Genomic DNA, 23705 nt, shown 5'->3' with positions numbered 1-23705 from the left:
GGGCGTCACGGCAGGTACTCAAGCTCCCTGGCCTTCTGAATAACGAGTTCAACTTCTTCCTCAGGCGTCATCTTTGAGCTGTCCACCTTTACCTCCGGGTTCTCGGGTTCTTCGTAAACGCCATCGTAGCCAGTGAGACCCTTTATTTCGCCGCGCAGGGCTTTTGCATAGAGCCCCTTCGGGTCGCGCTGTATTCTGACCTCCAGCGGGGCGTAGACGTAGACCTCTATGAAGTTTCCTATCTCCTTTCTTGCGTGCTCTCTAACTGCTCTATACGGAGAGATCAGTGAGACTATCGCTATAACGCCGTTTCTTGAGAGGAGCTTGGCCATATGGATGACGATTCTGTTGTGCATCTCCCTCGCTTCCTTAGAAAAGCCGAGCTCCGGATAGAGCGTCTTCCTTATTGTGTCGCCGTCGAGTATTTCCACGCGGTAGCCCATTTCTCTGAGTTTCTTGGCAAGTTTGACAGCTAGAGTAGTCTTTCCGGCACCGCTCGGCCCCGTGAGCCATATCGTAAAGCCCTTCTCTAGGTTCCTTAACCCGGACATTTCAACTCTCCCCCATTTCAGTGATCAAAATTTGGGAACTCAGAGGATGCTCCTCCCATGCATCCCCACCAGCGGCTCCTCTATTCCAAAGAGCCTGAGCACCGTCGGCGCGAAGTCGTAGATGGTCAGCTGGGTGTGCTTTGACTCGTCCATGCCCGGCAGGTACATGGAAAACACTCCAAGCTCCGAGTGGTTCGCATCATCTGGACCAGTGTCGTTCTCAGGTAAATAGTTGCTCGGGTGGCCGAGGGTCCCTGCTGCTCTCCAGTTGAGGTTGTCGAAGTAGACCATAATGTCTGGCTTGCTTCCCTTTGCGACGGGGTAGATGTCCTCAGGGTAGAAGACCTTCGTGTCCCATTTCTCGCCGTTCGGGCCGCGTATGGACTTTATCATCTCCGCAACCTCATCGCGGACGCTTTCGAACTTTGATAGGGGTATTCTGCCCTCCTTCTCCCTTCCGAGGACGTTGAGGAAGACACGCGAATAGTAGCCGCCCCATCCCCAGGCCGTGCTCTCCTTCCAGTCCACATCCAGCTGCTCGAAGCGGATTACCTTACCGCTGTGGATAACCTCCGGGTTCCTGACCTTCAGCAGGCCCTCTTCGATGAGCCACTGGTTGACGGCGAAGTTGCCGTGCATGCCTTTTATGCCGTGGTCGGAAACTATGAAGACGGCCGTCTCGTCTAGGTCTATGAGCTTGAGCGTCTCGCCTATCTCCTTATCCAGTAGCTTGTAGTAGTCCGGAATGACGTTCTCGTATTTGTTCCCCTTCCCAGGGTAGAGGTGGTGGTTCTCGTCGAAGTAACGCCAGAAGGCGTGGTGAAGCCTGTCGAGGCCTATCTCGACGAAGTGGAAGTAGTCCCACTCCTTCTCCTGAAGGAGGTAGCGGATAACCTCGAAGCGCTTCTCCGTCATCTCCCAGATGTCTTCCTTGACCTCGTCCTTGGCCTCTTTCCTGAAGGGGACGTCGAAGATGTACTCGCCGACGAGCCTCTCTATCTCGCCCTTCAGCTCCTTCGGGTATGTGTAATCAACGCTCGCATCTGGTGTTATGAAGCAGCTAACTAGATGGCCCTTTATCGGCTTTGGCGGGTATGTTGGGGGAACACCAACTATTATCGATCTCTTTCCGCGCTCGCCGAGGTAGTCCCACACGGTCGGCTCCTTAACTTTCTTGCTGTGGGCTATCCAGTAGTCGGTGTAGCTGTAGCCCGTCCTGTGCCTGAAGCCGTAGAGACCGAGCTCACCGGCAGTTTTGCCCGTGACCATGACCATCCACATGGGGATAGTGATCGCTGGGATGCCCGTCTTCATGGGGCCGTAAATTGAGCGCTCAAGGAGCCTCCTGACGTTGGGCATGTCGCCAAGAAAGCGCCCGAAGAGGAGTTCCGGCGGGGCCGAGTCAAGGCCTATCACAAAGACTTTCTTGGTCTCCGTCATACCCTCCCTAACCTTCTTCTCAAACTCCATACTTCTCACCTCAGATATTCCTCAACGATTTTAAGCGCATCTTCGATTTTATCCCTCTCACATACGCAACCGAGGACTTCCCTCTTGCCGCCAGTGTTTGTTCCGAGGGTGCGGAGCCTCTCGATGACTTCTGCCATGTCTATCCTTTCGGCTTCCTCCTTCGAGACCCTGAAGTAGAGTTGAACCTTCCCGTGGAAGTTCTTATTGACAACGACGGCACCTCTAAAGCCCATTTCCCAGACGAGCCTCCGTGCAACCTTGGAGATTATGTTGAACGGACTCTCGAACTCGACTATTGCGAAGCCGTTCCTCTCAGCTACACTTGAGAGGGCTTCCTCTATTGTGCGTCTTATCTCATCCGCTCTCCTAACCCACGGCTCGTATTCAAGGAGCTCTTTAGTTTCTTGACTGAGCAGAACTGCAACGGCATCTTCAACGGCTTCTCTGTCCACGGCTATGTAGTTCGAGTCCATCAGCTCGACGAGCCTTAAAGCCTCCTCCCGTGATAGGCCTTCCCTATCGAGGATCTCATTAACACGAGGAATCTCAAAAGCCCTCTCCCCGATGTCACCGACTGCGCCAAGGGCGCTCCAGGCGTTCCAGAGGCCGAAGTACTCGGAAACTACCAGCGAGGCCGATGGATAATATTCACCGTCGAGTGAGGGGTTAATCTGTTTGACCTTCGGGTTCCTTATCCTCGGCTGCGTGTGATGGTCTATGAAGAGTGTTTCGATATTTACCTTCTCCACCTCACCCGGAACGTTGAAGTCCATCACGTAGAGCTTTTCAGCCCCTTCTATTGCCTTCCGGATCCTCTCATCGAAGCGGAACTCGCCTATTGGTGCTGTCATATTTGTGAAGTCTTCTAAACAGAGTGCTCTGACGAGCAAAGCCGCTGAAGTTATTCCGTCCGTGTCCCAGTGATGAACTATTAGATGCACCTAACTCACCCCGCAAAAATAAAAGGAGCTCACTCCACGAAGGGCTTCTCAAAGCTCTTTATGACCTCGTAAACCTCGGGCCTCATCATGTATTCTGGCGGCTGCTCGCCGGCCATTATCATCTTCCTGAGCTTGGTTCCGCTTATGTGGGCGTGGAACTCCTTTGGATGGGGGCATATCTTGGCGTTGACCATGCCGCCGCACTTCCTGCAGTAGAAGGCCTCTCTGATGAACATCGGGGTTATGCCGAGGTCAGGGAAGTTCTCGAACATATCCCAGGCCTCGTAGGGCCCGTAGTAGTCGCCGACTCCAGCGTGGTCTCTTCCCACGATGAAGTGCGTTGCTCCAAAGTTCTTCCTCATGATGGCGTGGTGGATGGCTTCCCTCGGGCCAGCATACCTCATTTCATAGCGGACGGTCGCTAAGGTCGCGGCGTTCTTTGGGTAGTAGTGCTCAAATAGCGTCTCGTAGGCCTTGATTATGACCTCATCCTTATAATCGCCCTTCTTCTTTTTACCGAGGACGGGGTTGATGAAGAGGCCGTCTACAAAGGTTAGCGCCGCCTTCTGGACGTACTCGTGCCCGACGTGGGGGGCGTTCCTCGTCTGGAAGGCAACGATGGTCCTCCAGCCGCGCTCCTTGAAGAGGACCCTCGTCTCGACGGGTCTGAGGGTGTACTTGGCGAAGGGGTTTGGAACTTCATTGAGGAGCTCTATCTCACCGCCGACGAGGTATTTACCCAGGGAATAAACCTTGGCAACGCCCGGATGATTTGGATCAGTGGTCTTGAAGACTTTCTGGGCGAACTCTTTCTTATCATAGGTATATATCTCCTCAACGTGCATCCTTGCAATGGGTATATCTTCGTAGTAGAGCAGAACCGCGTCTCCCTCATCAAAGGTCTTTTCCACAATGTCGATCACTATCGGAATAGTCCAAGGGGTATCATCGCTCAGACGCATGTGGTCGAGTACACTTTGGAAATCATCACTTGTGAGAAAGCCTTTCAGGGGAGAATAGACACCATGGGCGATGTTCTCGAGGTCTATCGCCCTTCCGTGGTCGATCTTAACGGAGGGATACTCCTTCTGCTCGCTCAGAATTCTCTCGCGGGTTCTCTCTGCGACGAGCCTTCTGACTAACTTGCCTCCATGGGGCTTCGAGACCATGCTACCACCTCAAAAATTTGGGGAATCAGTCGAGGTATCCCAGAGCCCTGAGCCTCTCTTTGACCTTCTCCTCTTCCTCCTCGGTGAAGACTTCTTCCTTCTCCTCCTCTTCGAGGCTCGCCAGAACCTCACGGAGAACGTAGGTAACGTAATCTGAGACTGAAGTGAAACCAGTACCCTCTATCCTCTTTTTAATCTTGTCATAGAGGGGCTTTGGTATGGAAACTGTCGTGTACTTCTTTTCGTCGGCCATTCCACACACCTCCGTCTTTAATGATATTTAATGACATTTAATTAAGGCGGCTGTTCTAATATTTAAGGATTTCTATTCTCCGTGGGAATACCGTGCGGTGATAGTATACCCTTTGGAAAGCATTTTAAGCCCTTGGAAGAAATTCAAAGCGCGATGATGATTGATGGGCGAACCGATCGATGAGGAAGGAAAGGTGATCGCTGAGCAACTCTTTTAAGGCCCATCCCCTACCTTTTCTGGGATGATGATTTCAGCCTTGTCTGAGACTCGTGATGATGGAGTGACGGACTGACCGCAGGTCTTATTTTTATGGTTCTTTGATTAGGATTCCCGAATAAAATTGGAAAACCTAATAAAGTTTGGTGCTAATCCGGAATGGAAATGTTCAAATGTTGTGTTCATATGCGTGACTTTGGGGTGATATGTTGGAGGAAATCTACAAGCCGCTATGGGTCAGCATCATAGGCAATGTTCTTCTTGCCTTCATTAAGCTAATCGCGGGTTTTCTGTACTCGAGCATAGCCCTCATATCGGACGGTGTTCACTCCCTCAGCGACGTGGTGACGAGCGTCATCGGCTACCTCGGCATAAAGATATCATCCAAGCCCCCCGACAGGAGTCACCCCTTCGGCCACTCTCGCTTTGAGCCTCTCGTAGCTTTTCTCATTGGTGAGGCTCTAATAATAGTCGCCTACGAGATCGGGCGGGATGCTGTTGGGAGAATGCTTCGTGGGGAAGTCATCGAGGTCAATTCCGTAATGTTGGCGGTTACGATTCTCTCGATCCTCGTGAAGGAGGCCATGTTCCGCTATTCCGTTCACGTCGGCAGAAAGCTCAACAGCCAGATTATCATTGCCGATGCGTACCATCACAGGAGTGATGCTCTCAGCAGTGTTGCGGTTCTCTTTGGTCTCGGGACGCAAAAACTTGGCTTCCAGTATGGCGATACACTAGCTGGCTTTATAGTGGCGCTCTTCCTGGTGAAGGTCTCCTTCGATATAATCCTAGAGAACGTGGGTTACTTGACCGGCCAGGCGCCACCATTCGAAGTCTGCGAGGAGATAAAAAGGCGCGCTTTGAGCGTTCCCAACGTCCTCGGCGTCCATGACCTAAGGGCCCACTACGTTGGGAGCAAGCTCCACGTCGAGCTTCATATAGAGGTTCCGCCTGAGCTGACGCTGAAGGAAGCTCATGACATCAGCGAAGAAGTGAGGGAGCGCATCGAGGAGATAGAGGACGTTGACAGGGCCTTCGTTCACGTGGACATAAAGGGAGTCACCGAGTGATGATTTCCTGCAAATCCCTTAGAAACTCCTCTAGGTGTTCTCTTCTAACGTGGGGCATCATGACGATCCTAATGTAACCACGATGGGCGCTTATTCCCCAGCCGCGCCTTTTGAGCTTCTCCTCGACTTCTTCCAGGTTCGTTGTGCCAAAGGAGACTATGTTGAGCATGGGCTCCCTGATGAGGTAAACGCCGGGTATCTTTTTCAGCTCTCCCGCGAACCATCTGCTCAGCTCCATTGCCCCCTTCACTACCTCCTTGTAGCCCTCGAAGCCGAGGTGCTTTATCATGGCCCACACAGCCAGAGCGTTTGCTCCAGGCCGTGTTCCGGTTATTGTTGCCTGCCACACTTTGCCTCCCGCCAAGTAGGGGGCGGGAACACTTATGGCCTCTAGGAACTTCTTCTTCCTGAATATTATCCCACCTGCCGGGATGGGCACCATGCCCATCTTGTGGGGGTCTATGGTTATGCTCTGAACGCCTTTAAGCCTGAAGTCGAAGTCGGGTAGGTCATAACCCAGCTCCTTTGCGAAGGGTATGACGAAGCCTCCAAAAGCTGCATCAACGTGCAGAGGAAGACCGTAGTCAATGGCTAGGTCACTCAAGGCAGGAATGTCGTCAACTACTCCTAGACCGGTGGTTCCGGCTATGCCAACGATGCCTATCGTGTTGTCCGTTATCTTTCTTTCGACATCATTGACATCGACGGAGTAGTCCTCTTTAAGCTCGGCCCAGACAAGCTTGACGCTGAGCATCTCGCTCGCCTTGAGGAAGGAGAAGTGGGCGCTCCTTGGGAGGATTAGCTCCGGCTTTTCGACGTCGGCGAGGTTGCGGAAGGCTCTAACGGCCAAGATGTTGGCCTCAGTTCCTCCGGAGACTATGTTCCCGTAGCCCTTCTCAAGACCGAGAAGGTTGGAGAGCATCTGGATGGCTTCTTCCTCAATCTTCTGACTGCCGACGTGAAGGCCGGGGTCGCCGAGGTTTCTGTCGATGTAGAGGGAGATTACCTTCCGAGCGAAGGGATGGGGATATGTGCACATTGAACCTAAAATCCGTCCGGAATCGAAGGTTAAATCCTCCGCCGTTTTCTCCTCCAGCTCTGCTAAAACTTCTTCCTCGCTCGCGCCTTTCCTCGGGAACATGGTCTCACCAGCCTGGCACTACTCCACACCCCTCAATTTAAGCTTTTGCCCTTTTGATGTAGGTCTTAAAGAACAGCGGCGTCGTTAAGGCTGTCATCATGGAGACGACTATGACGCTCGCGAAGATGGTCTGATCGATGAGCCCGGTGTTGAGGCCAAAGGTGAGTATCGCCAGCTCCAGGCTTCCCCTGCCACCCATGCCTATACCAACGAGGATTGAATCCTTCCAGCTCAGGCCGAAGAGCCTGCTCCCCAGCCCACAGCCGAGAAGCTTTCCAAGCACTGCCGCGAGGTAGAGGGTTCCTATCAGGGCAAGGCTTATTCTAGCCAGCGGTGGGTTGAACATCAGTCCGACGTAGATGAAGAACAGCGGAATGAAGAACTCCGTAAGAACGACCTGGAGGTCTTCAATGAGTTCGTTGAGCTTTATCCTGGTCACAACGAGAGGATCTTTTCTCTCACGCAGTCTGCTTATCGTCAGTCCCGCAAGGTAGGCGCCGATTATCTGGTTGAGACCGACCTTTTCGGCTATTATTGCCAGGGCGAAAGTTAATATTAGCGTGAAGGTGAAGAAGACGTTTAGGTTCTTGACTATTGAGTAGAACCAGCGGGAGCGCTTGAAGACGAACTCCGAGATTAATAAGGTGGCTCCTATGAAAAGGAATATCTTGACGGTCAGTATCCCCAGGGAAAGCGCGTCGAGACTCCCCTTGGCCATTGCGGTGATTATACCTATCAGGTAAACTGCCAGTATGTCGTCAACGAATGCAGCTCCCATGAGAATGGATGAAATCTCTCTTTTAACGCGCTCCTTAACGAGGACGCCGCTCGTCACCTCTATTGCGGTGTTTCCGAGGGTAACGCCGACGAAGATCGCCGCCGAAGTGCCTTTGTCGAAGAACTCTACCGTGGTAAAGCCGAGAATGAACGAGAAAGCCACTCCAAGGACGGCAACGACCACAGCTTTTTTCGTGTTCTGGGCTATGGCTGAAAAGTTGCTGGTGAGTCCCATGTAGAGCATCATCATTATGAGCCCGAACTCGGCCAGGACGCCGAGCTGATCGGTTGGTTCGATGACTCCAAGAACAAAGGGTCCCAGCACGATTCCTGTGAGCACGTGGGCAATAATCGGGTGTATCCCAACTCTCTCGAAGAGCCACTCGATGCTCTTGGCAGTCACGAGCAGAATCGCGAGCGCCGCTAGAAAGTCCACGTCATCCCCTCCTTGCGAGCAGAGCTCCTATTATCCAGAATGCCATCATAATTATCGCAAGAATCATCGCGAGCGTTGCACCTCGACCGGTGCCAAAGACTATTGGGAAGGGGCCTATCATTATCACCCCGCCGCTTTCGACTTCTGCCTCTCCGCCCATAGCCGAGAAGAGAGTTCCAATAAAGACTAGGAGGAATCCGAGGAATATCATTCCCATGCCGAGTGCTATGAGCAGGGTTCCTTTGTCCATACATTAGGAGCTTTCTTTTCCTCTTTTAAACCTTAACCCAAAGAATTAAAATATCGCCTTCCAATCCGCTAACATGCTTGTGCTCGTTGATCTCGACGATACCCTCTGCAACACCTGGGATGCCGGAAAGTACACGCTCCTCCGTCTTATACCCTTCCTTCTCAGAAGGAGGAAGTTCAAGTCTTTCTTCTACATAATCACTGCCCGCTACAGGGAGCTCGAGCAGTCGCGGGAGTTCCACATGATGGATCTTGACAAAATCGTTGAGAAGCTTCTCGGAAAAGTTTACGCCAAGATAACCCCTGAGGAGTTTGAGGAGATAATGGACCTAGTTGATAGAGTCTTCTTCTCGAACCTCAAGCTCTATCCTGACGCCCTTCCGTTTCTTCAGGGACTCAAAGAAATGGGGGCAAAGATAGTGCTCATAACGGACTCCTCGAGCCACTGGCAGAGGAAGAAGCTCGAGTATCTCGGGATAAAGGACTACTTCGATGCGCTCATAATCAGCGGCGAGACCGGCCACAGCAAGCTTGATCCCCACAACTTCCGCCTGGCAACGAGTATGTTTCCCCACGAAGAGGAGATCTATATGGTCGGTGACAGGGACGACACTGATATGAGGGGCGGCAAAGATATTGGAGCTACAACCATCCTCGTGAAGCGGGGTTATTTCAAGGGAAGGCGCCCAAAACACGCCGATTACATTGTCAATGATCTGCTGGAGGCCTTGGAGGTGATTAAAAATGAGCATGAAAAGCGAGCTAAAGCGTAAGTCCCTCCACATCGTAGGATTGTCGGTTCCAGTCTCGTACCTCATCTTCGGGAGAGATGTAACGCTTGCTCTTATCGGATTGGCCTTCTTCATCTTCGTGGTTCTGGAGCCCTTCAGGATAATTGAGGCTTTGAGGGATAAAATCAAGGAAAAACTCCGGCTCTACGTTTACGATGACGTCATTGAGCGCGTGGAGATGCTGGAAAAGCAGATAGACGAGATAACCCGCGAGCACGAGCGCTACCGCGTCGCGGCGCACATATACTTCTCAGCGGCAGCATTCATCGTGGTGTACTTCTTTCCTGAGGAAATAGCCATTGGAGCAATTGCCGTTGCTACCATTGGTGATGCCCTCGCGGCCATAATCGGGAAGTCGTTCGGAAGACACCGCTTTAAGAATGGCAAAAGTGTTGAGGGGAGTCTGGCTTACTTCATTTCAGGCCTGCTGATTCTGTGGCCTCTTGTGGGGCTTCCCTTAGCAGTCCTCGGTTCCCTTGCAGGTATGCTGGCCGAATTCTACAACCTTCCGCCAGATGACAACTTCTCGAACCAGCTGGCGATAGCGACGGTGCTGTATTTGGCCGATATTCTCGTCTTTTGAAGCCCCAAATAGATAAAGAAGGACAGAAAAGGGGAGAGGCTCACTCTATCGTAACCTTTACGAAGGTGGTGAAGTTATCTGCGTCGGTCCACTCCTCTCCCGGCGCTCTGTCGTGAATGCTCGGGTCGTCTGGGAGGCTGTCAACTGCTGAGTCTCCAGCTCCCTGACCGGTCACGTAGGCGACGATGTATATCTCAGAGGGCTTTCCTCCGAGGGCCTTCCACGGAATGGCTATCTCGAGAGTCTGTAGTCCGTTCTCAGCGCCGCCGGTGTAGGCGTAAAAGCCTGTCCACTTGAGATCGTTGTATATCCAGGAGCTTCCGTTCCAGAGGACGAGCTGGGCGCTGGTTATGTTGCTTGTTCCGGGATCGCCGAAGAACTCACCGTTCCAGAAGAAGTAGAGCTGTGCGTCTATGCCCCTGCTGAAGCTCACCTTCTTGGCCCAGGAGTCTTGATCTGCAGTGTAGCCGCTGTCCTTGTAGTCCAGCGAGATGCCGTAGGCAACTCTCCATGAAGCCTTGTTCTCCGTGGTGAGTGCTATGTAGAGGAACTGGTCGTCGTAGTCAACGTAGAGCGCCTTGAGGTTCGCACCATCCTGGCCGAAGCCGGTGGTGTCCTCAGCAACTGGCTCGACGCTCCAGTCGTCAAGGTTGCCGTCTATGGTCTTGGTGAGATTCTTGGCGAGCTCCTCCATCTCTCTCTTCTTCTCCAGCTCACCGCTCTTGGCCTTCTCGATCATGGCCTCAAGGTCTCTCACCATTTTCTTGAGGCCCGTGTAGGAGCGGTATATCTTGAGCGAGGCACTGAAGGCGTAGTTCGGCAGGTCTATCATGGACTTGCCCTCATTGTAAAGCTTCAGCAGATCCATCAGCTCGGAATCGTACTGCTCGAGCTTCTTCCTTATGTCATCCGTTAGCGGCATGTTCCTGAGCTCGCTGGCGAGCTCCTGGTAGCGGGCGTAGTCCTTCTCGAAGTTTCTTATGCCGTAGAACTTGTTGATCATGACGAAGGTGTTCTGGTACTGGATGAGTCTCTGCACCTTGACACTAACAAGGCCAGCGCTCTCGATGATGTTGTCCATGGTTACGCGAACGTAGTAGTCCGGGATGTTGTCCACCAGCTCCTGGGTGGTGGTTGGCTCAATGGTAATGGTGTCAACGATATCACTGTTGCCGTCGTTGGCGAATGGGTCTCCGAAGTTCCAGACGGCCGGGCCATAGCTGAAGCCGGTGGCAACCTGGAAGTTGAAGTTCCTCGCACCATCAAAGACGCTCAGGGGAACTCTCACTTCGACGGTGTTCTTGGTGAGGTCAACTCCAACGAGAGCCCCGTCCACGGGGATAACGTTTCCTTCGGGGTCAACGAAGTAGAGCAGTGATGTGACGCTGTTGCCGGCTGAAGCCACGGCCTGCTCCTGGCCAACGTATTCGCTTCCGCCAAGGTTCACCGCCATCTGAATGTCCCACGCTATGACAGTGTTGGTGTCCATTTCACCGGCGAACCAGTATGCCCCGCCATCCTTGTAGTCTATCGGAACCGCTATGAAGGTCGCGCCGTTGTCCCCTATCTTGATGTTGCTCATATCCGCGAACTTGAAGAGGAAGTAAACGTACCTATCGTCTCTGGTTACGCCAACCTCTGTGAGATCGGCGTGCGATGAGCTTCTTCCCGGCAGGTATGGGTCTTTATCATGCCTCTGGTCATCGACGGGGTCGCTCCAGATGAAGAATCCGTTCTGGACGGTGTATGAATTGGGTTCAATGGTAATTGCCAACCAGTCGTTGGGGTTTCCGTCAACGTCGATGTTGCCGACCCACACAACGTCAACGTTCATAACGAATTCGTTGTTGTCCTCGTTGGCTTCGGCTATGGTGTTCTCCTCGTCAACGACGGCCCTTATGGTGTAAGTTCCGGTAGCGTTGGGCGTCCAGTTGAAGAGGAACCACTTCTCCTCTCCTGCTCCAAGGTCGGCCGTCCAGTTGGTGTAGAGGTTGCCGTCGATGTAGACCTTGACCGTTGCTCCAGTCACGGGCAGGGAGCCCTTGTTCTTGACAGTAACATTGTAGTTGCCCACCCTGTTGAGGCCAACTACGCCGGGTCCGGTGATGCTGACGGTCAGGTCTGGCATGAGGAACCATTCGCCGACGAGCAGGTTAGTGAAGGTGTCGGTGTCGCCCCATTCGTTCCCGATGTTGGTGTAGTCTATTGCCGGGTCAACGGGGAGAGAATCAACCGCGCTTCCACCACTTCCAGTAACCCAGGCCATTATTGCGAACTTTGAGCGCTTTCCTCCGAGGGCGCTCCATGGTATTGCTATCTCAAGCGTCTGGAGACCAGTTGATGTGTTCCCTGTGTAAGCGAAGCTTCCACCAACGCTGCTTATGCTGTTGTAAGTCCAACCACTTCCAGTCCATGTGTTAAAGTTGTCGGTACCCATTCCGGTGTCCCAGCCCCACCAGAAGTAGATTTCGTAATCAATCGCGTACCCGGCTCCAAACTCCACGCTCCTACCCCAGGAGTCCCCACCAGTAGTGTAGCCGTTTCCGGTTCCTGGATCAACGTCAATACCAATACCATAAGCAACATCCCAGCTTGCGGTGTTGTTGGTATTAATGGCTATGTAGAGATAGGTGTCATCCCAGGAAACGTACATTCTGCCAAGATTGGCTCCGGCTTGGCCGTTGTCCTGACCAATGACCAGGAGGTCCGACGGGCCCCAGTCGCTGAGGTTGCCGTCTATGGTCTTGGGGGCGACGTAGATTTCGGCGAGGTTGGTGAATGTATCGGCATCTCCCCATTCGTTCCCGATGTTGGTGTAGTCTATCGCAGGATCCACCGGGAGACTGTCAACTGCCGAACCGCCGCTTCCAGTCACCCAAGCGATAATTGCTACCTTGTCCGGCCTTCCTCCGAGTGCCTCCCAAGGCACCTTGATTTCAAGGGTTTGTAATCCAGTTGATGTGTTCCCTGTGTAAGCGAAGCTTCCACCAACGCTGCTTATGCTGTTGTAAGTCCAACCACTTCCGGTCCATACGTTGAAGTTGTCGGTACCCATTCCAGTGTCCCAGCCCCACCAGAAGTAAATCTCATAATCAACGGCATAACTGTTTCCGAAGCTTATGCTCCTCCCCCAGGAATCGCTGGTTCCAGTGTAGCCGTTTCCAGTTCCTGGATCAACGTCAATACCAATACCATAAGCAACATCCCAGCTCTGAGTGTTGCCTGTTGTTATTGCTATGTAGAGGTAGTTATCGTCCCAGGCAATGTACATCCTGCTCAAATTTGCACCTGCCAGCCCGTTGTCCCATCCGGCGGTTATGAGGTCCGAGGACGTCCAGTCGCTTAAATCTCCGTCGATTATCTTGGTTCCGTACATAGCGCTTACCATTTTAGTCGCTGGAACCAAACTTAAAAAAAGCAAAACCACCATCAAAATTCCAAGGCCTTTCCTCATAGGATTCACCTCTGGTGATACCTGTTCACCATTGATGATACCTGTGCATAAAATATTTATATACCTTTTCCAATATCACCGGTAGTGATAACAGTTTTGGGGGTGCATCGATGGTCAATTTCATCTTTGGAATACACAACCATCAGCCTCTTGGCAACTTTGGATGGGTGTTTGAGGATGCTTACAACCGTTCTTACCGTCCTTTCATGGAGATTCTGGAGGAATACCCCAACATGAAGGTCGCGGTTCACATAAGCGGGCCTCTGCTGGAGTGGCTTAATGAGAACAAGCCTGACTACATCGACCTCCTCCGCTCTCTGGTGAGTAAGGGTCAGCTTGAAATAGTCGTGGCAGGTTTTTATGAACCAGTCCTTGCTGCCATCCCAAAAGAAGACCGTATAGAGCAGATCAGGCTTTTGAAGGACTTTGCCAAAAAGCTGGGCTACGATGCCAAGGGTGTCTGGCTCACCGAGCGTGTCTGGCAGCCGGAGCTGGTTAAGAGTCTCCGCGAGGCAGGGATAGATTACGTCATAGTTGACGACTACCACTTCATGAGCGCGGGTCTGTCAAAGGAAGAACTTTTCTGGCCCTACTACACCGAGGACGGTGGTGAGGTTATAGCAGTCTTTCCGATAGACGAGAAGCTTCGTTACCTCATCCCATTCAGGCCGGTGGAGAAAACGCTGGAGTACCTTCACAGCCTTGATGACGGCGATGAGAGCAAGGTTGCGGTCTTCCACGACGACGGCGAGAAGTTCGGCGTCTGGCCTGGAACCTACGATTGGGTATATAAGAAGGGCTGGCTTAAGGAGTTCTTCGACAGGGTTTCGAGCGACGAGAGGATAAACCTCATGCTATACTCGGAGTACCTCCAGCGCTTCAGGCCTAAGGGCCTTGTTTACCTCCCAATCGCTTCATACTTCGAGATGAGCGAGTGGTCACTGCCAGCTAAGCAGGCAAAGCTCTTCGTGGAGTTCGTTGAGAAGCTGAAGGAACACGGCCAGTTCGAGAAGTACCGCGTCTTCGTCCGCGGCGGCATCTGGAAGAACTTCTTCTTCAAGTATCCTGAGAGCAACTACATGCACAAGCGCATGCTGATGGTGAGCGAACTCGTTAGGGACAACCCTGAGGCGAGGCACTTCATCCTTAAAGCCCAGTGCAACGACGCTTACTGGCACGGCATCTTTGGTGGTGTTTACCTCCCCCATCTGAGGAGGACCATCTGGAAGAACATCATTAAGGCGAACAGCTACGTTTCCACTGGAAGTTTCGTCAGAGATATAGACTTCGATGGCCGTGAGGAGGTCTTCATTGAGAGTGAGAACTTCTTCGCCGTATTCAAGCCCGCCTACGGTGGGGCGCTCTTTGAGCTCAGCTCCAAGAGGAAAGCGGTGAACTACAACGACGTTTTGGCGAGGAGATGGGAGCACTACCACGAAGTCCCAGAGGCGGCAACCCCTGAAGAAGGGGATAGCGAAGGAGTTGCCAGCATTCACGAGATTGGAAAGAAAATACCCGAGGAGATAAGGCGCGAGCTTGCCTACGACAGTCACCCAAGGGCTATCCTCCAGGATCATTTCCTGTCCCCTGAAACGGGCCTCGACGACTACCGACTCGCGCGCTATGAGGAGCTCGGTGACTTTCTGACCGGCGCATATGACTACAGCCCCCTCGAGGGCGGCATAACCCTCTGGAGGGACGGGAGCGTTTCAGGAAAACCGGCGCGCGTGGAGAAATCCCTTCGCCTGACTGATGATGGCTTTATCGTGGACTACACGGTCAAGAGCGGGGCTAAGGTGCTCTTCGGCGCTGAGCTGAACCTAGCGGTTCACAGCGTCATGGAGGAGCCGGATGAATTCGAAGCTACGGCGATAGAAGTGAACGATCCATACGGCATCGGAAAGGTGGAGATAAAGCTCGACAGAAAAGCTAAAGTCTGGAAGTTCCCGATAAAGACCCTTTCCCAGAGCGAGGCCGGCTGGGACTTCATCCAGCAGGGCGTCAGCTATACGGTGCTCTTCCCGGTTGATGGAGAGCTGAAGTTCAGGCTCCGCTTTAAGGAGTTGTGAGAGGCCTCAGCTAGGGAGGCCCTCATCACCCATCAGAGCCCGAAAGGCTCACCTCATCGGCCCTTGCCGTTAATCTTTTCTTACCCTGAAGTCCAGCGGCTCCTCAAGGCGCCAGAAGCGGCAGAAGGAACATACCTCACCGCTCGACGGCATGCCGCAGACTTTGCACTCCCTCAGCTCTACCTCTTCAAGCTCGGCCTCGAAGATGTGCTTCTTCCTCAGGTAGCCCTTCACGAAGTTTATCTTGGTTCCCGGTCTCTTCTCCTCCATCTCGTTGAGGACTTCCTTGAACTCAAGTGTTGTTGCTCCGCGAGCGTGCGGGCACTCCTCGATATGATACTCTATGCCGTTGGCAAGTGCATAGGCAACAACTTCTCTCTCGGTGAGCTCGTAGAGGGGCTTAATTTTCTTCACGAATTTGCCCTCGCCGGGGGTTAGCGGTCCCTGTTTGGCCAGATACTGCGTATTCCAGTGCATCAGGTTGGAGAATATGAAGCTTGCCTCGTCGTCGAGGTTGTGGCCGGTGGCGACTGCATCGAAGCCGTTGTCGTAGGCGAACTTGTTGAAGATGTAGCGCTTCGTTAAGCCGCAGTAGGAGCATGTGGGTCTTCTCGTCCTTACTTCACCAATTCCGTGACCCAAGAGCTCCTTAACGCGGACTATGTGGAGCGGAACTCCCAAAGCCTCGCACTGCCTCTTTGCATATTCTTCGCTCTTCTCCGAGTACTCCCCTATGCCGAGGTTTATGTGGAGGCACTCTATATCGTAGCCAAGCTTCTTGAGGACGTAAGCAGTAACGGCTGAATCCTTTCCCCCGCTCACAACGACTAGAACTCTCTCGTCGGGCTTCAGCAGCTTGTATCTCTCTATTGTGCGCTTGACCTTCCTCTCGAAGTATTCCGTGAAGTGCTCGGGGCAGAGGTACATTCTTGGGTAGTGAAGCTTAATGAAAGCTGGTTTCTCGCAGAACTTGCATCTCATAGGCATTCTCTCTCACCAAAGGCTGAAAAGAGGAAGAGGTTAAAAAGCTAATCCTCCATAGTTTCTATCATGTGCCTCCAGTTACCGGGCTTCCTGAAGTCCTTCTCCGTGTAGAGGCCCTCCTTCTTGAGTATGTCCCTTACGGCGTCTTGGGAATCATTGGGGGAGTTTCTGAGGGTTAATGGGAGGCTTGAAGAGGAATGTGAAGCATTGCTTCTGATGTTGTCCAATGGGTTGTTGCCATACCTTTTCCGTTTGGTCTGCTTAAGGACAATTGTATCCTTATGCAACTCTTTTACTCTGGCTTCTTTTCGTTCATTTTAAGAGCAAAACTTGACTATGAAAAAATTTGTACTTGGATAAGAAACAAAGAGAACTTACTTATAGCAAAAGGAAAAACTTATAAAGGTGAGTTGTTTAGTGATGACGCAAAAACTTAAGGAGGTGAACTGGGTGAAGTGGAAACCACTATTAGCAGTCCTGCTTGGACTGCTGATGGTTGGAATGACGGCAGGGAGCGCAGTGGCGATCCCAGAGTGGAGTGTTCAGAAGGATTCGAGGGATGATATTCGTCCGGACGCCGTTCTAGGCGCTAGCTTGGACGGATGGATTACGGGGGAGGGCGTTAAAGATAAGCGAATAATTCACCTGATATTCTTTGCATACAAACACTACAAAGTTAAACATGGAAGCACATGTTCCCTTGTGGTGAGCATTGGAAAACTCCCCATTGGTGGTTACAAAGTTTGGATAGGCGTTCCGGAATATGTGGAGATATATCCTTCTGAACTGAAGTGGAAGTTTAATGAAGTCACCTATGAGGGCATGACCAAAAAGTGGGGTAAGCCGTTCTATAAATTTAGCGTCGAAAATAGTGGATGGATGGCATCAGCCTTTAGCATTCCAGTTAAGTTCTCCGGCAAGAAGGGAAAGAGCTATGGGATTCTTATTCTGGGTGCGAATTCCTTTGATGAAATTGACTCTTTCCTTGGCAACTTAGGGGGAACAGTGGTAGGAGGTCTTCTGGGTGGAGTTATAGGCGGTTTGATTGGTCTCTTAGGAGCTTCAGGCATCAGTTATGATTATATAAAAGTCACGGAGGTCTGATGTAGTGAACACACTACTTCCCAGTAGGGACAAGGTTAGAATTCTGGTCTTGGCGGAGTTCATTCTTTTCTTGCTATTTATCTCCCCCTATTTAATTGAAAGAGGAGTTCCACATTACGTGATTTTATCTGTGGTCTTTCTGACGGCTTTAGCACTCAAAAAGTATTTTGATGGTGAGCAGGGAGATATGCTGGTTAAGTCTGGCAACGTGATTCAGGTCATAGAACACTCCAATTTTATGATGTTCTCAGTAGTTGTCGTGATTCTACTAACCCTCTCCATGGTTGTGGCAACAGTTACTCATAATTTTCCTGCGGACCAAGGCACCGCGTTGTTCCTGGTTCTATCGGCCTTTATGTGCTTCGCTGTTTTTCGTCCCCTTCTGTTTTCGAGAATAGCTGTCGTGGCGGTCTCCCTTTACCTGCCCCACCTCTTGGCAATTGAAATGGCCGGCTATTCGTGGCTCTCAACGTACGTGCTCATCGGTGGAATGCTCAGGGTGGTTCTGTGGGTGGTGGCTGAAGCCACCGTTCTAGCGGTGTTTTTCGGGGTCGAGGCGCGGGCAGTCTCTTTCGAGCTTCTTGAAGGGAGATCCTTCAACTTCTTTCCCCTTGTGTATGCGGGCTGGATGACCGCAGGAATTAGGGTTCTTGATTACTTCGTTGTCCCCCTACCCTACAGAATGGTTGTTGAGGAAATAATAGTGATGGGGGCGTGGTTTCTCTCGTTCTACCTGCTGGCACGTCGCTGGAGGGGTGTTGGAAGAACCTCCTACGCCGTGAGCGCTGCCCTCTCAGTCCTTTTGCTTGTTCTGCTGCCCCCACCGCTTTAGTTCCCTCACTCCTCCCCCGTCTCCTCAATTTTTACCTTCCAGTTACCGGGCTTCCTGAAGTCCTTCTCCGTGTAGAGGCCCTCCTTCTTGAGTATGCCCCTCGCGGCCAGAAGACCCGTCGCGGCGGCATTGACTATGTCCCTGCTGAGGCCCGCACCATCTCCAGCGGCGAAGATTCCCTCTATACTTGTTTCGAGGTTCTCATCAACCTCGGCGCGCATGGCGTAGTACTTGATCTCAGGTGCGTAGAGCAAAGTATGGTCACTGGCAACCCCGGGCAGAACCTTGTCGAGCTTCTCCAAGCCTCCTAAGATGTTAGTGACGACCCTGTGAGGTAGGGCCATCGCGATGTCTCCTGGAGTAACGTGCTTGAGTGTTGGCTCGACATCGCTTCTCTTTATTCTGCTCCATGTACTCCTCCTTCCACGCCTTAAATCGCCGAGCCTCTGGAGGAGGGGCTTTCCTCCGCCTATGGTCGTGGCTAACTGCGCTATGCTCTTTCCGTAGGCTGTTGTGTCTTCAACTGGTTCTGTGAGTTCAATCCTGCTCAGGAAGGCGAAGTTGGTGTTGTTGCTCTTCTTCTCATGCATGGAGTGGCCGTTTACTCCAACGTAGCCGTCGTAGCGTTCTTCGACGACGAAGCCGTTTGGGTTGGTGCAGAAGGTTCTCACGAAGTCGTCGTAGGTGTCCGTATAGATGTGAAACTTGGGGTCGTGGTTTATGCTCGTTATGGGCTCCATCACTATGGCAGGAACCTCGACACGGACGCCTACATCGATGGGTCCGTGCTTTGCTTTGAGGCCTATCTTCTTGGCCACGTCGTGGAACCAGTCCGCTCCTCCCCTTCCGGGAGCGACGATGATATAACGGGTGTTTATGATGAAGATGTCCTTCCCGCGCCTGACCTTCACCCATCCCTGGCCGAACTCCAGAGCTTTCGTCCAGAAAAGGAACTCAACGCCTTTGCCCTCCAGGTGCTTTTTTATGTCACCGATGACTTCTGGCGTTCTGTCCGAGCCGATGTGCCTCTGGATGATGGGGATGAACTTGACGCCGGCCTGAGCGGCTCTCTGCTCCCAATACTTTACCTGCTCGGGATTGCCTTTGAACAGATTTTTTGGGGCCTTGTGTTTCAGAAAAATCTGGTCGACTTCCCAGACGAGCTGCCAGGCGTAGTTCTCGTCGTTTGTGAGCTCTCTTAGATCACCGCCTATATCCGGGCGGAGATTGATGGTGCCGTCGCTCAGTCCTCCCGCACCGCCAACGCCGCTCATTATGTGGCAGGGCTGGCAGCCAATGCAGTAGCCGAGCTCATACATGGGACAGACGCGCTGATTAATGTCTCCGCCCTCGTCTATTATTAGAACCTTAAAATCGCTCTTTTCTACCAGTTCATAGGCTGCGAAAAGACCTGCTGGGCCGGCTCCGATGATCACAACGTCGTACCTCTTTCCAGAAACCATATTTCCCTTGTCGGGATTTAAGGTTAATCCCTTAAAAACTTTTTGGCAAGTTTTTGGTTAATATCGCCAAATTATTGGGAAATTTTGACATTTGAATTTTAAATAATTTCCCGAAACCTTTAAACAGAATTGAGTAGTACAACTTTCAGTGGGAGCATGGCCGGAGAGAAATCGGATAAAGCCAAGGCAAATAAGATAAAGATAATCCACAGCAAGAGAAAGCTTCTCCAGCTCCGGAGAAAGGAGGAGCTGAGCCACAACATTCGCTACATAGAGAAGGTTCCAGTTAGAATAGTGATGGACAAGGACTTTCTCAAGCTCCGTCCTAGTAATTCTCTCGTAACCCTTATCGAAAGTATGAGCGAGGAGGAGAGCTCTGCGGTTGTTGTAGATGACGAGGGCAGGTTGATTGGCTTCGTAACTATGAAGGACATACTTCACTTCTTCGACCCGCCAAGGAGACACTCAATAGTGGGCTTTGGGTTGCTGAAGAGGTACTCCATGACTAGAGCCACAAAAGTTGAGGATATAATGGTAACCAAGCCGATAACGATCAACGTGAACGATGATCTTGGTCACGCAATACGGCTGATGATTGAAACCGGAAAGCATCACCTGCCTGTTGTGGACGAAGAGGGAAAGGTTCATGGTATCCTCGAGGTCAAGGACATAATTCGGCTTATCCGCCTAGTTTCTTTATAGCCGAACGATGGGGATTGAAATGGACGTCTTCCTAGAGCTGGCAGTGATCCTAATAACGGCAAAGCTCGCCGGATACATTAGCTCGCGTCTCGGACTTCCAGCTGCATTGGGTCAGATAGTTGGTGGAATACTTCTTGGCCCTTCACTTCTCAATTTTGTCACATATGATGAGGGCATTAGGCTGATAGCTGATTTGGGTGTGGTAATGTTGCTCTTTTTGGCAGGACTTGAAACCGACATCGAGGAGTTCAAGCGTGTGGGACTGCCCGCATTTCTCATAGCTGTTCTGGGTGTCGCGATTCCATTCCTCCTCGGCTACGCAATAGCCTTTAAATGGGGCTATCCTCAGATGCAGGCCCTCTTTCTTGGTGGTGTCATGACTGCAACCAGCGTAAGCCTGACCGTTAACGTCCTGATGGAGCTCAAGAAGCTCCGCACAAGGGTCGGAACCACTATCCTTGCAGCCGCCGTTGTTGACGATGTCTTGGGTATAATAATCCTTACAATCCTTGTGGCCATCAATACGAAGGGCACAGTCTATGCGAAAGACATAGAAATAATCCTCATGGAAATAGCAGCATTTTTTGTTTTGAGCTATCTGTTTGGTAAGAGAGCCATTAAAAAGCTCTTGAAGACTTCTCATAGGATAAACCTCCCTGAGACTGTCACCACGGTTGCACTTGTCGTGATGCTCTTCTTTGCATATCTGGCAGAATACTTCCAGATAGCAGCCATAACCGGGGCATACTTGGCCGGAATCCTCGTTGCCGGGAGTGGGGATGCCCGTAAGATAACGGACAAAATAATCACCATTGGCTATGCATTCTTTATCCCCATCTTTCTTGTAGGGGTGGGCGCAGAGACCAACGCCAAGGTCATTTTCACTGCGGGAACCTTCGCTTTCGTTTATTCCCTTCTGGCAGTCATCGGCAAGGTTCTTGGCTGCGGTGTTGGAGCGCTTCTTTCAAAATTCAAGCCGGAAGAAGCCCTCCAGATTGGAATTGGTATGATTCCACGCATGGAGGTTGGTCTGATCATGGCCAACATAGGTTTGGTGGAGGGGGTTCTCGATAGAGCAGCCTTTTCAATGGCAATAGCAATGGTAATGGCAACGACTCTCGTGACGCCGCCCCTACTCAAGTGGGCCTTTACGAGGGACTAGATAGCCAACCGAATGCTCTTCATCCTCCAGTCAGCGCCGGTTGTTCAAAGAGAGTGTAGTGGTTCTAAGAGAGCGCAGCGCATCATCGCGTGCACACTTTAGGGCATAGATTTATAAAATCCCTGCCGGAGGAAAGGCTATGAGTGAGTTCACGGCGATACTGAGTTCGGCCCTCTTCATGCTCATAATGATAGACCCAAGCGATAAGATCCTCCTGGTTAGCCTGCTGCGTGAAGACTTCCACATAGAGGATATAAGGGCGCTCATCGTGAGGGCAAACCTCATAGGGTTTCTTCTCCTCTTCCTATTCGCGGTTTCCGGCCAGATAATCCTCCAGGAGATTTTCCACATAGACCTCAATGCCCTCCGTGTTGCGGGTGGATTTGTCCTCTTCAAGATAGGTCTTGAGGCCCTCGAAAGCGGCGGCATGATAACCCTCAAGAAGGAGAAAAACATCCTTGCTCTGGCTGCCGTACCGGTGGCTACTCCGTTGATAGCCGGCCCGGCGGCAATAACAACGGCAATAACCCTCACAGCCGAGAAGGGAATCTACCACGCCACCGCTGCTATATTCCTTGCTATACTCCTTACAGCCCTCGTGATGTTCCTTACCCTATACGTTATCAAGAACATCAGCAAAACAACGCTCGGTGTCTTCATCAGGATAATTGGTATGTTCACGATGGCCATTGGAGCGCAGATGATGGTTCAGGGGGTTGTTGGCATCTATCTGCTCATGACTTCAGTTTCGCCATAACGAAAAATTTTTTGGGCTAACCTTTTAACCCCATATTCTTTTTCCAGAGCGGAGGGTTGAGGATGAATGTTAGGCTCGAGAAGGTAAAGGGAACGCGAGACCTCCTGCCAGAGGAGATGGCGAAGAGGAGATGGGTCTTCGAGAGAATAAGGGACGTCTTCGAGCGCTACAACTTTCATGAGATACTCACACCGACCTTTGAATACACCGCCCTCTTTCAGCTGAGGAGCGGTGAGGAGGTCGTGGAGCAGCTCTATGCCTTCGAGGACAAGGGCGGCAGGAACCTCTCACTGAGGCCTGACATGACGTCGAGCGTAGCACGCCTGTTCGTCAACCAGTTCCAGAACGCACCAAAGCCAGTGAAGTGGTACTACATTGCCAACATGTTCAGATATGAAGAACCTCAGAGCGGCCGTTATAGAGAGTTCTGGCAGGCTGGAGTCGAGCTCATCGGTAGCGACAAGGTCGAGGCCGACGCTGAGGTCATAGCCCTCCTCGTTGAGAGCTACCTTGCAACTGGCCTGAAGGAATTCACGGTGAACATTGGCGACCGCGTTCTGCTTGACGAGTTCGCGAAGATGCTCGGCATTAGTGATGACATTGGTTTGATGAGGCTCATTGACAAGAAGGACAAAATGAGCAGGGAAGACTTTATAGGATCTCTGAAAGAGTTTGGTCTAAGCGACGAAGGCATCGAGAAGGTTCTGGCGCTGATAGGGATAAAAGGGAAGCCTGACGAGGTTCTCCCGAAGGCGGAGGAGCTCTTCACGAGTGAGAAGGCAAGGGAGGAAATAAAACGCCTCTACGAGCTTGTGGATCTCCTCAAGGCTTACGGCGTCTACGACTTCATACTCATAGATCTCGGCATAGCCAGGGGCTTCGACTACTACACGAGCGTCGTCTTTGAGGCGATAGTGCCAAACGACCTTGGGATAGGCTCGATAGGTGGAGGTGGCCGCTACGACAACCTCATAGAGGTCTTCGGCGGAAAGCCAACTCCAGCGACGGGCTTTGCCATAGGAATAGAGCGCCTCATCCCGATCCTTGAGTGGAGGGGCCTGATTCCAGAGCCGAAGCTCAGGCCAGACGTCTACGTGATTCCAATCGGTAAAGAGCTTGAGCTCAGGGCGAAGGCCATTGAAATAGCTCAGAGCCTTAGGAAGAAAGGCATCACGGCCGACTACGACCTCATGGGCAGAAAACTCAAGAAGGCCTTAGATTATGCAGGAAGGCTTGGCGTGCCCTACGTCATCTTAGTCGGCAAGAAGGATCTGGCTGAGGGCAAGGTCACGATAAGGGACATGGAGAGCGGTGAACAGATAGCCGTTAAAATTGAAAGGGCCCCAGAAGAGCTCTCGCAGCTTCTTGGGGGATAAACCCTCACCTTCTCTTTATCTCGAATTTATTCGCCTTTCTTTTCATCCTCCACTCTTCGAGCTTTCTGACGAAGGGGCAGCGGGAGCGCCACTTCCAGTAGGCCCTCTTCAGTGACTCCATCATCTTCACCACGAAAAATGTTGGGGGAGTGAAT

23 protein-coding genes are annotated in these 23705 nt (G+C 51.8%); 10 read left to right on the top strand and 13 right to left on the bottom strand.

Annotation, left to right across the window (positions count from 1 at the left end; genetic code table 11):
* Positions 1-5: 5 nt before the first annotated feature.
* Genes cysC through E3E33_RS01350 form a run of 5 tightly spaced genes read right to left on the bottom strand, consistent with a single transcriptional unit; the run spans position 6 to position 4384 of the window.
* Entirely contained in the window at positions 6-551 is a 546-nt protein-coding gene (gene cysC / locus E3E33_RS01370; protein WP_012572666.1) for an adenylyl-sulfate kinase, read from the bottom strand.
* A gap of 39 nt (positions 552-590) precedes the next feature.
* Positions 591-2021: an alkaline phosphatase family protein gene (locus E3E33_RS01365; protein ID WP_167711292.1), complete on the bottom strand. Its 1431-nt coding sequence runs from the start codon at positions 2019-2021 to the stop codon at positions 591-593.
* 5 nt (positions 2022-2026) lie between these two features.
* Positions 2027-2962: a DHH family phosphoesterase gene (locus tag E3E33_RS01360; protein ID WP_167711293.1), complete on the bottom strand. Its 936-nt coding sequence runs from the start codon at positions 2960-2962 to the stop codon at positions 2027-2029.
* A 29-nt stretch (positions 2963-2991) separates the two neighbouring features.
* Positions 2992-4131 carry a sulfate adenylyltransferase gene (gene sat, locus E3E33_RS01355; protein WP_167711294.1) on the bottom strand — a complete coding sequence of 380 codons (1140 nt, stop codon included), beginning with the start codon at positions 4129-4131 and terminating at the stop codon, positions 2992-2994.
* Positions 4132-4156: 25 nt separating this feature from the next.
* Entirely contained in the window at positions 4157-4384 is a 228-nt protein-coding gene (locus E3E33_RS01350; protein WP_012572670.1) for a ribbon-helix-helix domain-containing protein, read from the bottom strand.
* A 425-nt stretch (positions 4385-4809) separates the two neighbouring features.
* Here E3E33_RS01350 and E3E33_RS01345 point away from each other — a divergent pair, with 425 nt between their 5' ends.
* Entirely contained in the window at positions 4810-5670 is an 861-nt protein-coding gene (locus E3E33_RS01345) for a cation diffusion facilitator family transporter (RefSeq protein ID WP_167711295.1), read from the top strand.
* On the opposite strand, the gene mfnA is transcribed toward E3E33_RS01345, so the two are convergent.
* The 3 genes from mfnA to E3E33_RS01330 are packed head-to-tail and all read right to left on the bottom strand — an operon-like array spanning position 5660 to position 8274.
* A complete protein-coding gene (gene mfnA / locus E3E33_RS01340) occupies positions 5660-6811 on the bottom strand; it encodes a tyrosine decarboxylase MfnA (RefSeq protein WP_012572672.1) in 1152 nt (383 codons plus the stop codon). The genes E3E33_RS01345 and mfnA overlap by 11 nt on opposite strands.
* 37 nt (positions 6812-6848) lie before the next feature.
* On the bottom strand, positions 6849-8024 hold the full coding sequence (locus E3E33_RS01335; RefSeq protein ID WP_167711296.1) for a cation:proton antiporter: 1176 nt from the start codon (positions 8022-8024) through the stop codon (positions 6849-6851).
* 1 nt (position 8025) lies between these two features.
* Positions 8026-8274, bottom strand: a complete 249-nt coding sequence (locus E3E33_RS01330) for a DUF131 domain-containing protein (RefSeq protein WP_012572674.1) — start codon at positions 8272-8274, stop codon at positions 8026-8028.
* A 73-nt stretch (positions 8275-8347) separates the two neighbouring features.
* On the opposite strand from E3E33_RS01330, the gene E3E33_RS01325 reads away from it, so the two are divergent.
* Both E3E33_RS01325 and E3E33_RS01320 read left to right on the top strand, forming a co-directional pair.
* Positions 8348-9046, top strand: coding sequence for an HAD family hydrolase (locus tag E3E33_RS01325; protein ID WP_012572675.1), 699 nt, complete (start codon positions 8348-8350; stop codon positions 9044-9046).
* On the top strand, positions 9018-9647 hold the full coding sequence (locus E3E33_RS01320; RefSeq protein WP_012572676.1) for a diacylglycerol/polyprenol kinase family protein: 630 nt from the start codon (positions 9018-9020) through the stop codon (positions 9645-9647). Before E3E33_RS01325 ends, E3E33_RS01320 begins: the two co-directional genes overlap by 29 nt.
* Before the next feature lie 40 nt (positions 9648-9687).
* On the opposite strand, the gene E3E33_RS01315 is transcribed toward E3E33_RS01320, so the two are convergent.
* Positions 9688-13101 carry a CARDB domain-containing protein gene (locus E3E33_RS01315; protein ID WP_167711297.1) on the bottom strand — a complete coding sequence of 1138 codons (3414 nt, stop codon included), beginning with the start codon at positions 13099-13101 and terminating at the stop codon, positions 9688-9690.
* A gap of 110 nt (positions 13102-13211) precedes the next feature.
* Here E3E33_RS01315 and E3E33_RS01310 point away from each other — a divergent pair, with 110 nt between their 5' ends.
* On the top strand, positions 13212-15170 hold the full coding sequence (locus E3E33_RS01310; protein WP_167711298.1) for an alpha-amylase/4-alpha-glucanotransferase domain-containing protein: 1959 nt from the start codon (positions 13212-13214) through the stop codon (positions 15168-15170).
* A 69-nt stretch (positions 15171-15239) separates the two neighbouring features.
* Here the strand turns inward: E3E33_RS01310 and E3E33_RS01305 are convergent, their stop codons facing one another.
* Positions 15240-16151: a TIGR00269 family protein gene (locus E3E33_RS01305; RefSeq protein ID WP_048055190.1), complete on the bottom strand. Its 912-nt coding sequence runs from the start codon at positions 16149-16151 to the stop codon at positions 15240-15242.
* A gap of 47 nt (positions 16152-16198) precedes the next feature.
* On the bottom strand, positions 16199-16441 hold the full coding sequence (locus tag E3E33_RS01300; protein WP_167711160.1) for a hypothetical protein: 243 nt from the start codon (positions 16439-16441) through the stop codon (positions 16199-16201).
* A 163-nt stretch (positions 16442-16604) separates the two neighbouring features.
* On the opposite strand from E3E33_RS01300, the gene E3E33_RS01295 reads away from it, so the two are divergent.
* Together E3E33_RS01295 and E3E33_RS01290 are read left to right on the top strand one after the other, a co-directional pair.
* On the top strand, positions 16605-17258 hold the full coding sequence (locus E3E33_RS01295; protein WP_167711299.1) for a hypothetical protein: 654 nt from the start codon (positions 16605-16607) through the stop codon (positions 17256-17258).
* Positions 17259-17262: 4 nt separating this feature from the next.
* Positions 17263-18090: a hypothetical protein gene (locus E3E33_RS01290; protein ID WP_167711300.1), complete on the top strand. Its 828-nt coding sequence runs from the start codon at positions 17263-17265 to the stop codon at positions 18088-18090.
* A gap of 5 nt (positions 18091-18095) precedes the next feature.
* Here the strand turns inward: E3E33_RS01290 and E3E33_RS01285 are convergent, their stop codons facing one another.
* A complete protein-coding gene (locus E3E33_RS01285) occupies positions 18096-19553 on the bottom strand; it encodes an NAD(P)/FAD-dependent oxidoreductase (RefSeq protein ID WP_167711301.1) in 1458 nt (485 codons plus the stop codon).
* A 156-nt stretch (positions 19554-19709) separates the two neighbouring features.
* Here E3E33_RS01285 and E3E33_RS01280 point away from each other — a divergent pair, with 156 nt between their 5' ends.
* The 4 genes from E3E33_RS01280 to hisS all read left to right on the top strand — a co-directional run bounded on the left by E3E33_RS01280 (position 19710) and on the right by hisS (position 23550).
* Positions 19710-20255: an HPP family protein gene (locus E3E33_RS01280; protein WP_167711303.1), complete on the top strand. Its 546-nt coding sequence runs from the start codon at positions 19710-19712 to the stop codon at positions 20253-20255.
* A 19-nt stretch (positions 20256-20274) separates the two neighbouring features.
* Positions 20275-21417 (top strand): cation:proton antiporter, encoded by a 1143-nt coding sequence (locus E3E33_RS01275; RefSeq protein WP_167711305.1) that lies wholly within the window; start codon positions 20275-20277, stop codon positions 21415-21417.
* Between the two features lie 139 nt (positions 21418-21556).
* Positions 21557-22174, top strand: coding sequence for a MarC family protein (locus E3E33_RS01270; protein WP_012572683.1), 618 nt, complete (start codon positions 21557-21559; stop codon positions 22172-22174).
* Between the two features lie 62 nt (positions 22175-22236).
* Entirely contained in the window at positions 22237-23550 is a 1314-nt protein-coding gene (gene hisS, locus E3E33_RS01265; protein ID WP_167711322.1) for a histidine--tRNA ligase, read from the top strand.
* A gap of 4 nt (positions 23551-23554) precedes the next feature.
* On the opposite strand, the gene E3E33_RS11055 is transcribed toward hisS, so the two are convergent.
* Positions 23555-23680 (bottom strand): hypothetical protein, encoded by a 126-nt coding sequence (locus tag E3E33_RS11055; RefSeq protein WP_255452926.1) that lies wholly within the window; start codon positions 23678-23680, stop codon positions 23555-23557.
* Positions 23681-23705 lie beyond the last annotated feature (25 nt).

Source organism: Thermococcus sp. GR5, from assembly GCF_012027535.1.
Classification (GTDB): Archaea; Methanobacteriota_B; Thermococci; order Thermococcales; family Thermococcaceae; genus Thermococcus; species Thermococcus onnurineus.
The sequence above is the reverse complement of the archived record's forward strand: the minus strand, read 5'-3'. Positions and strand labels throughout refer to the sequence as shown.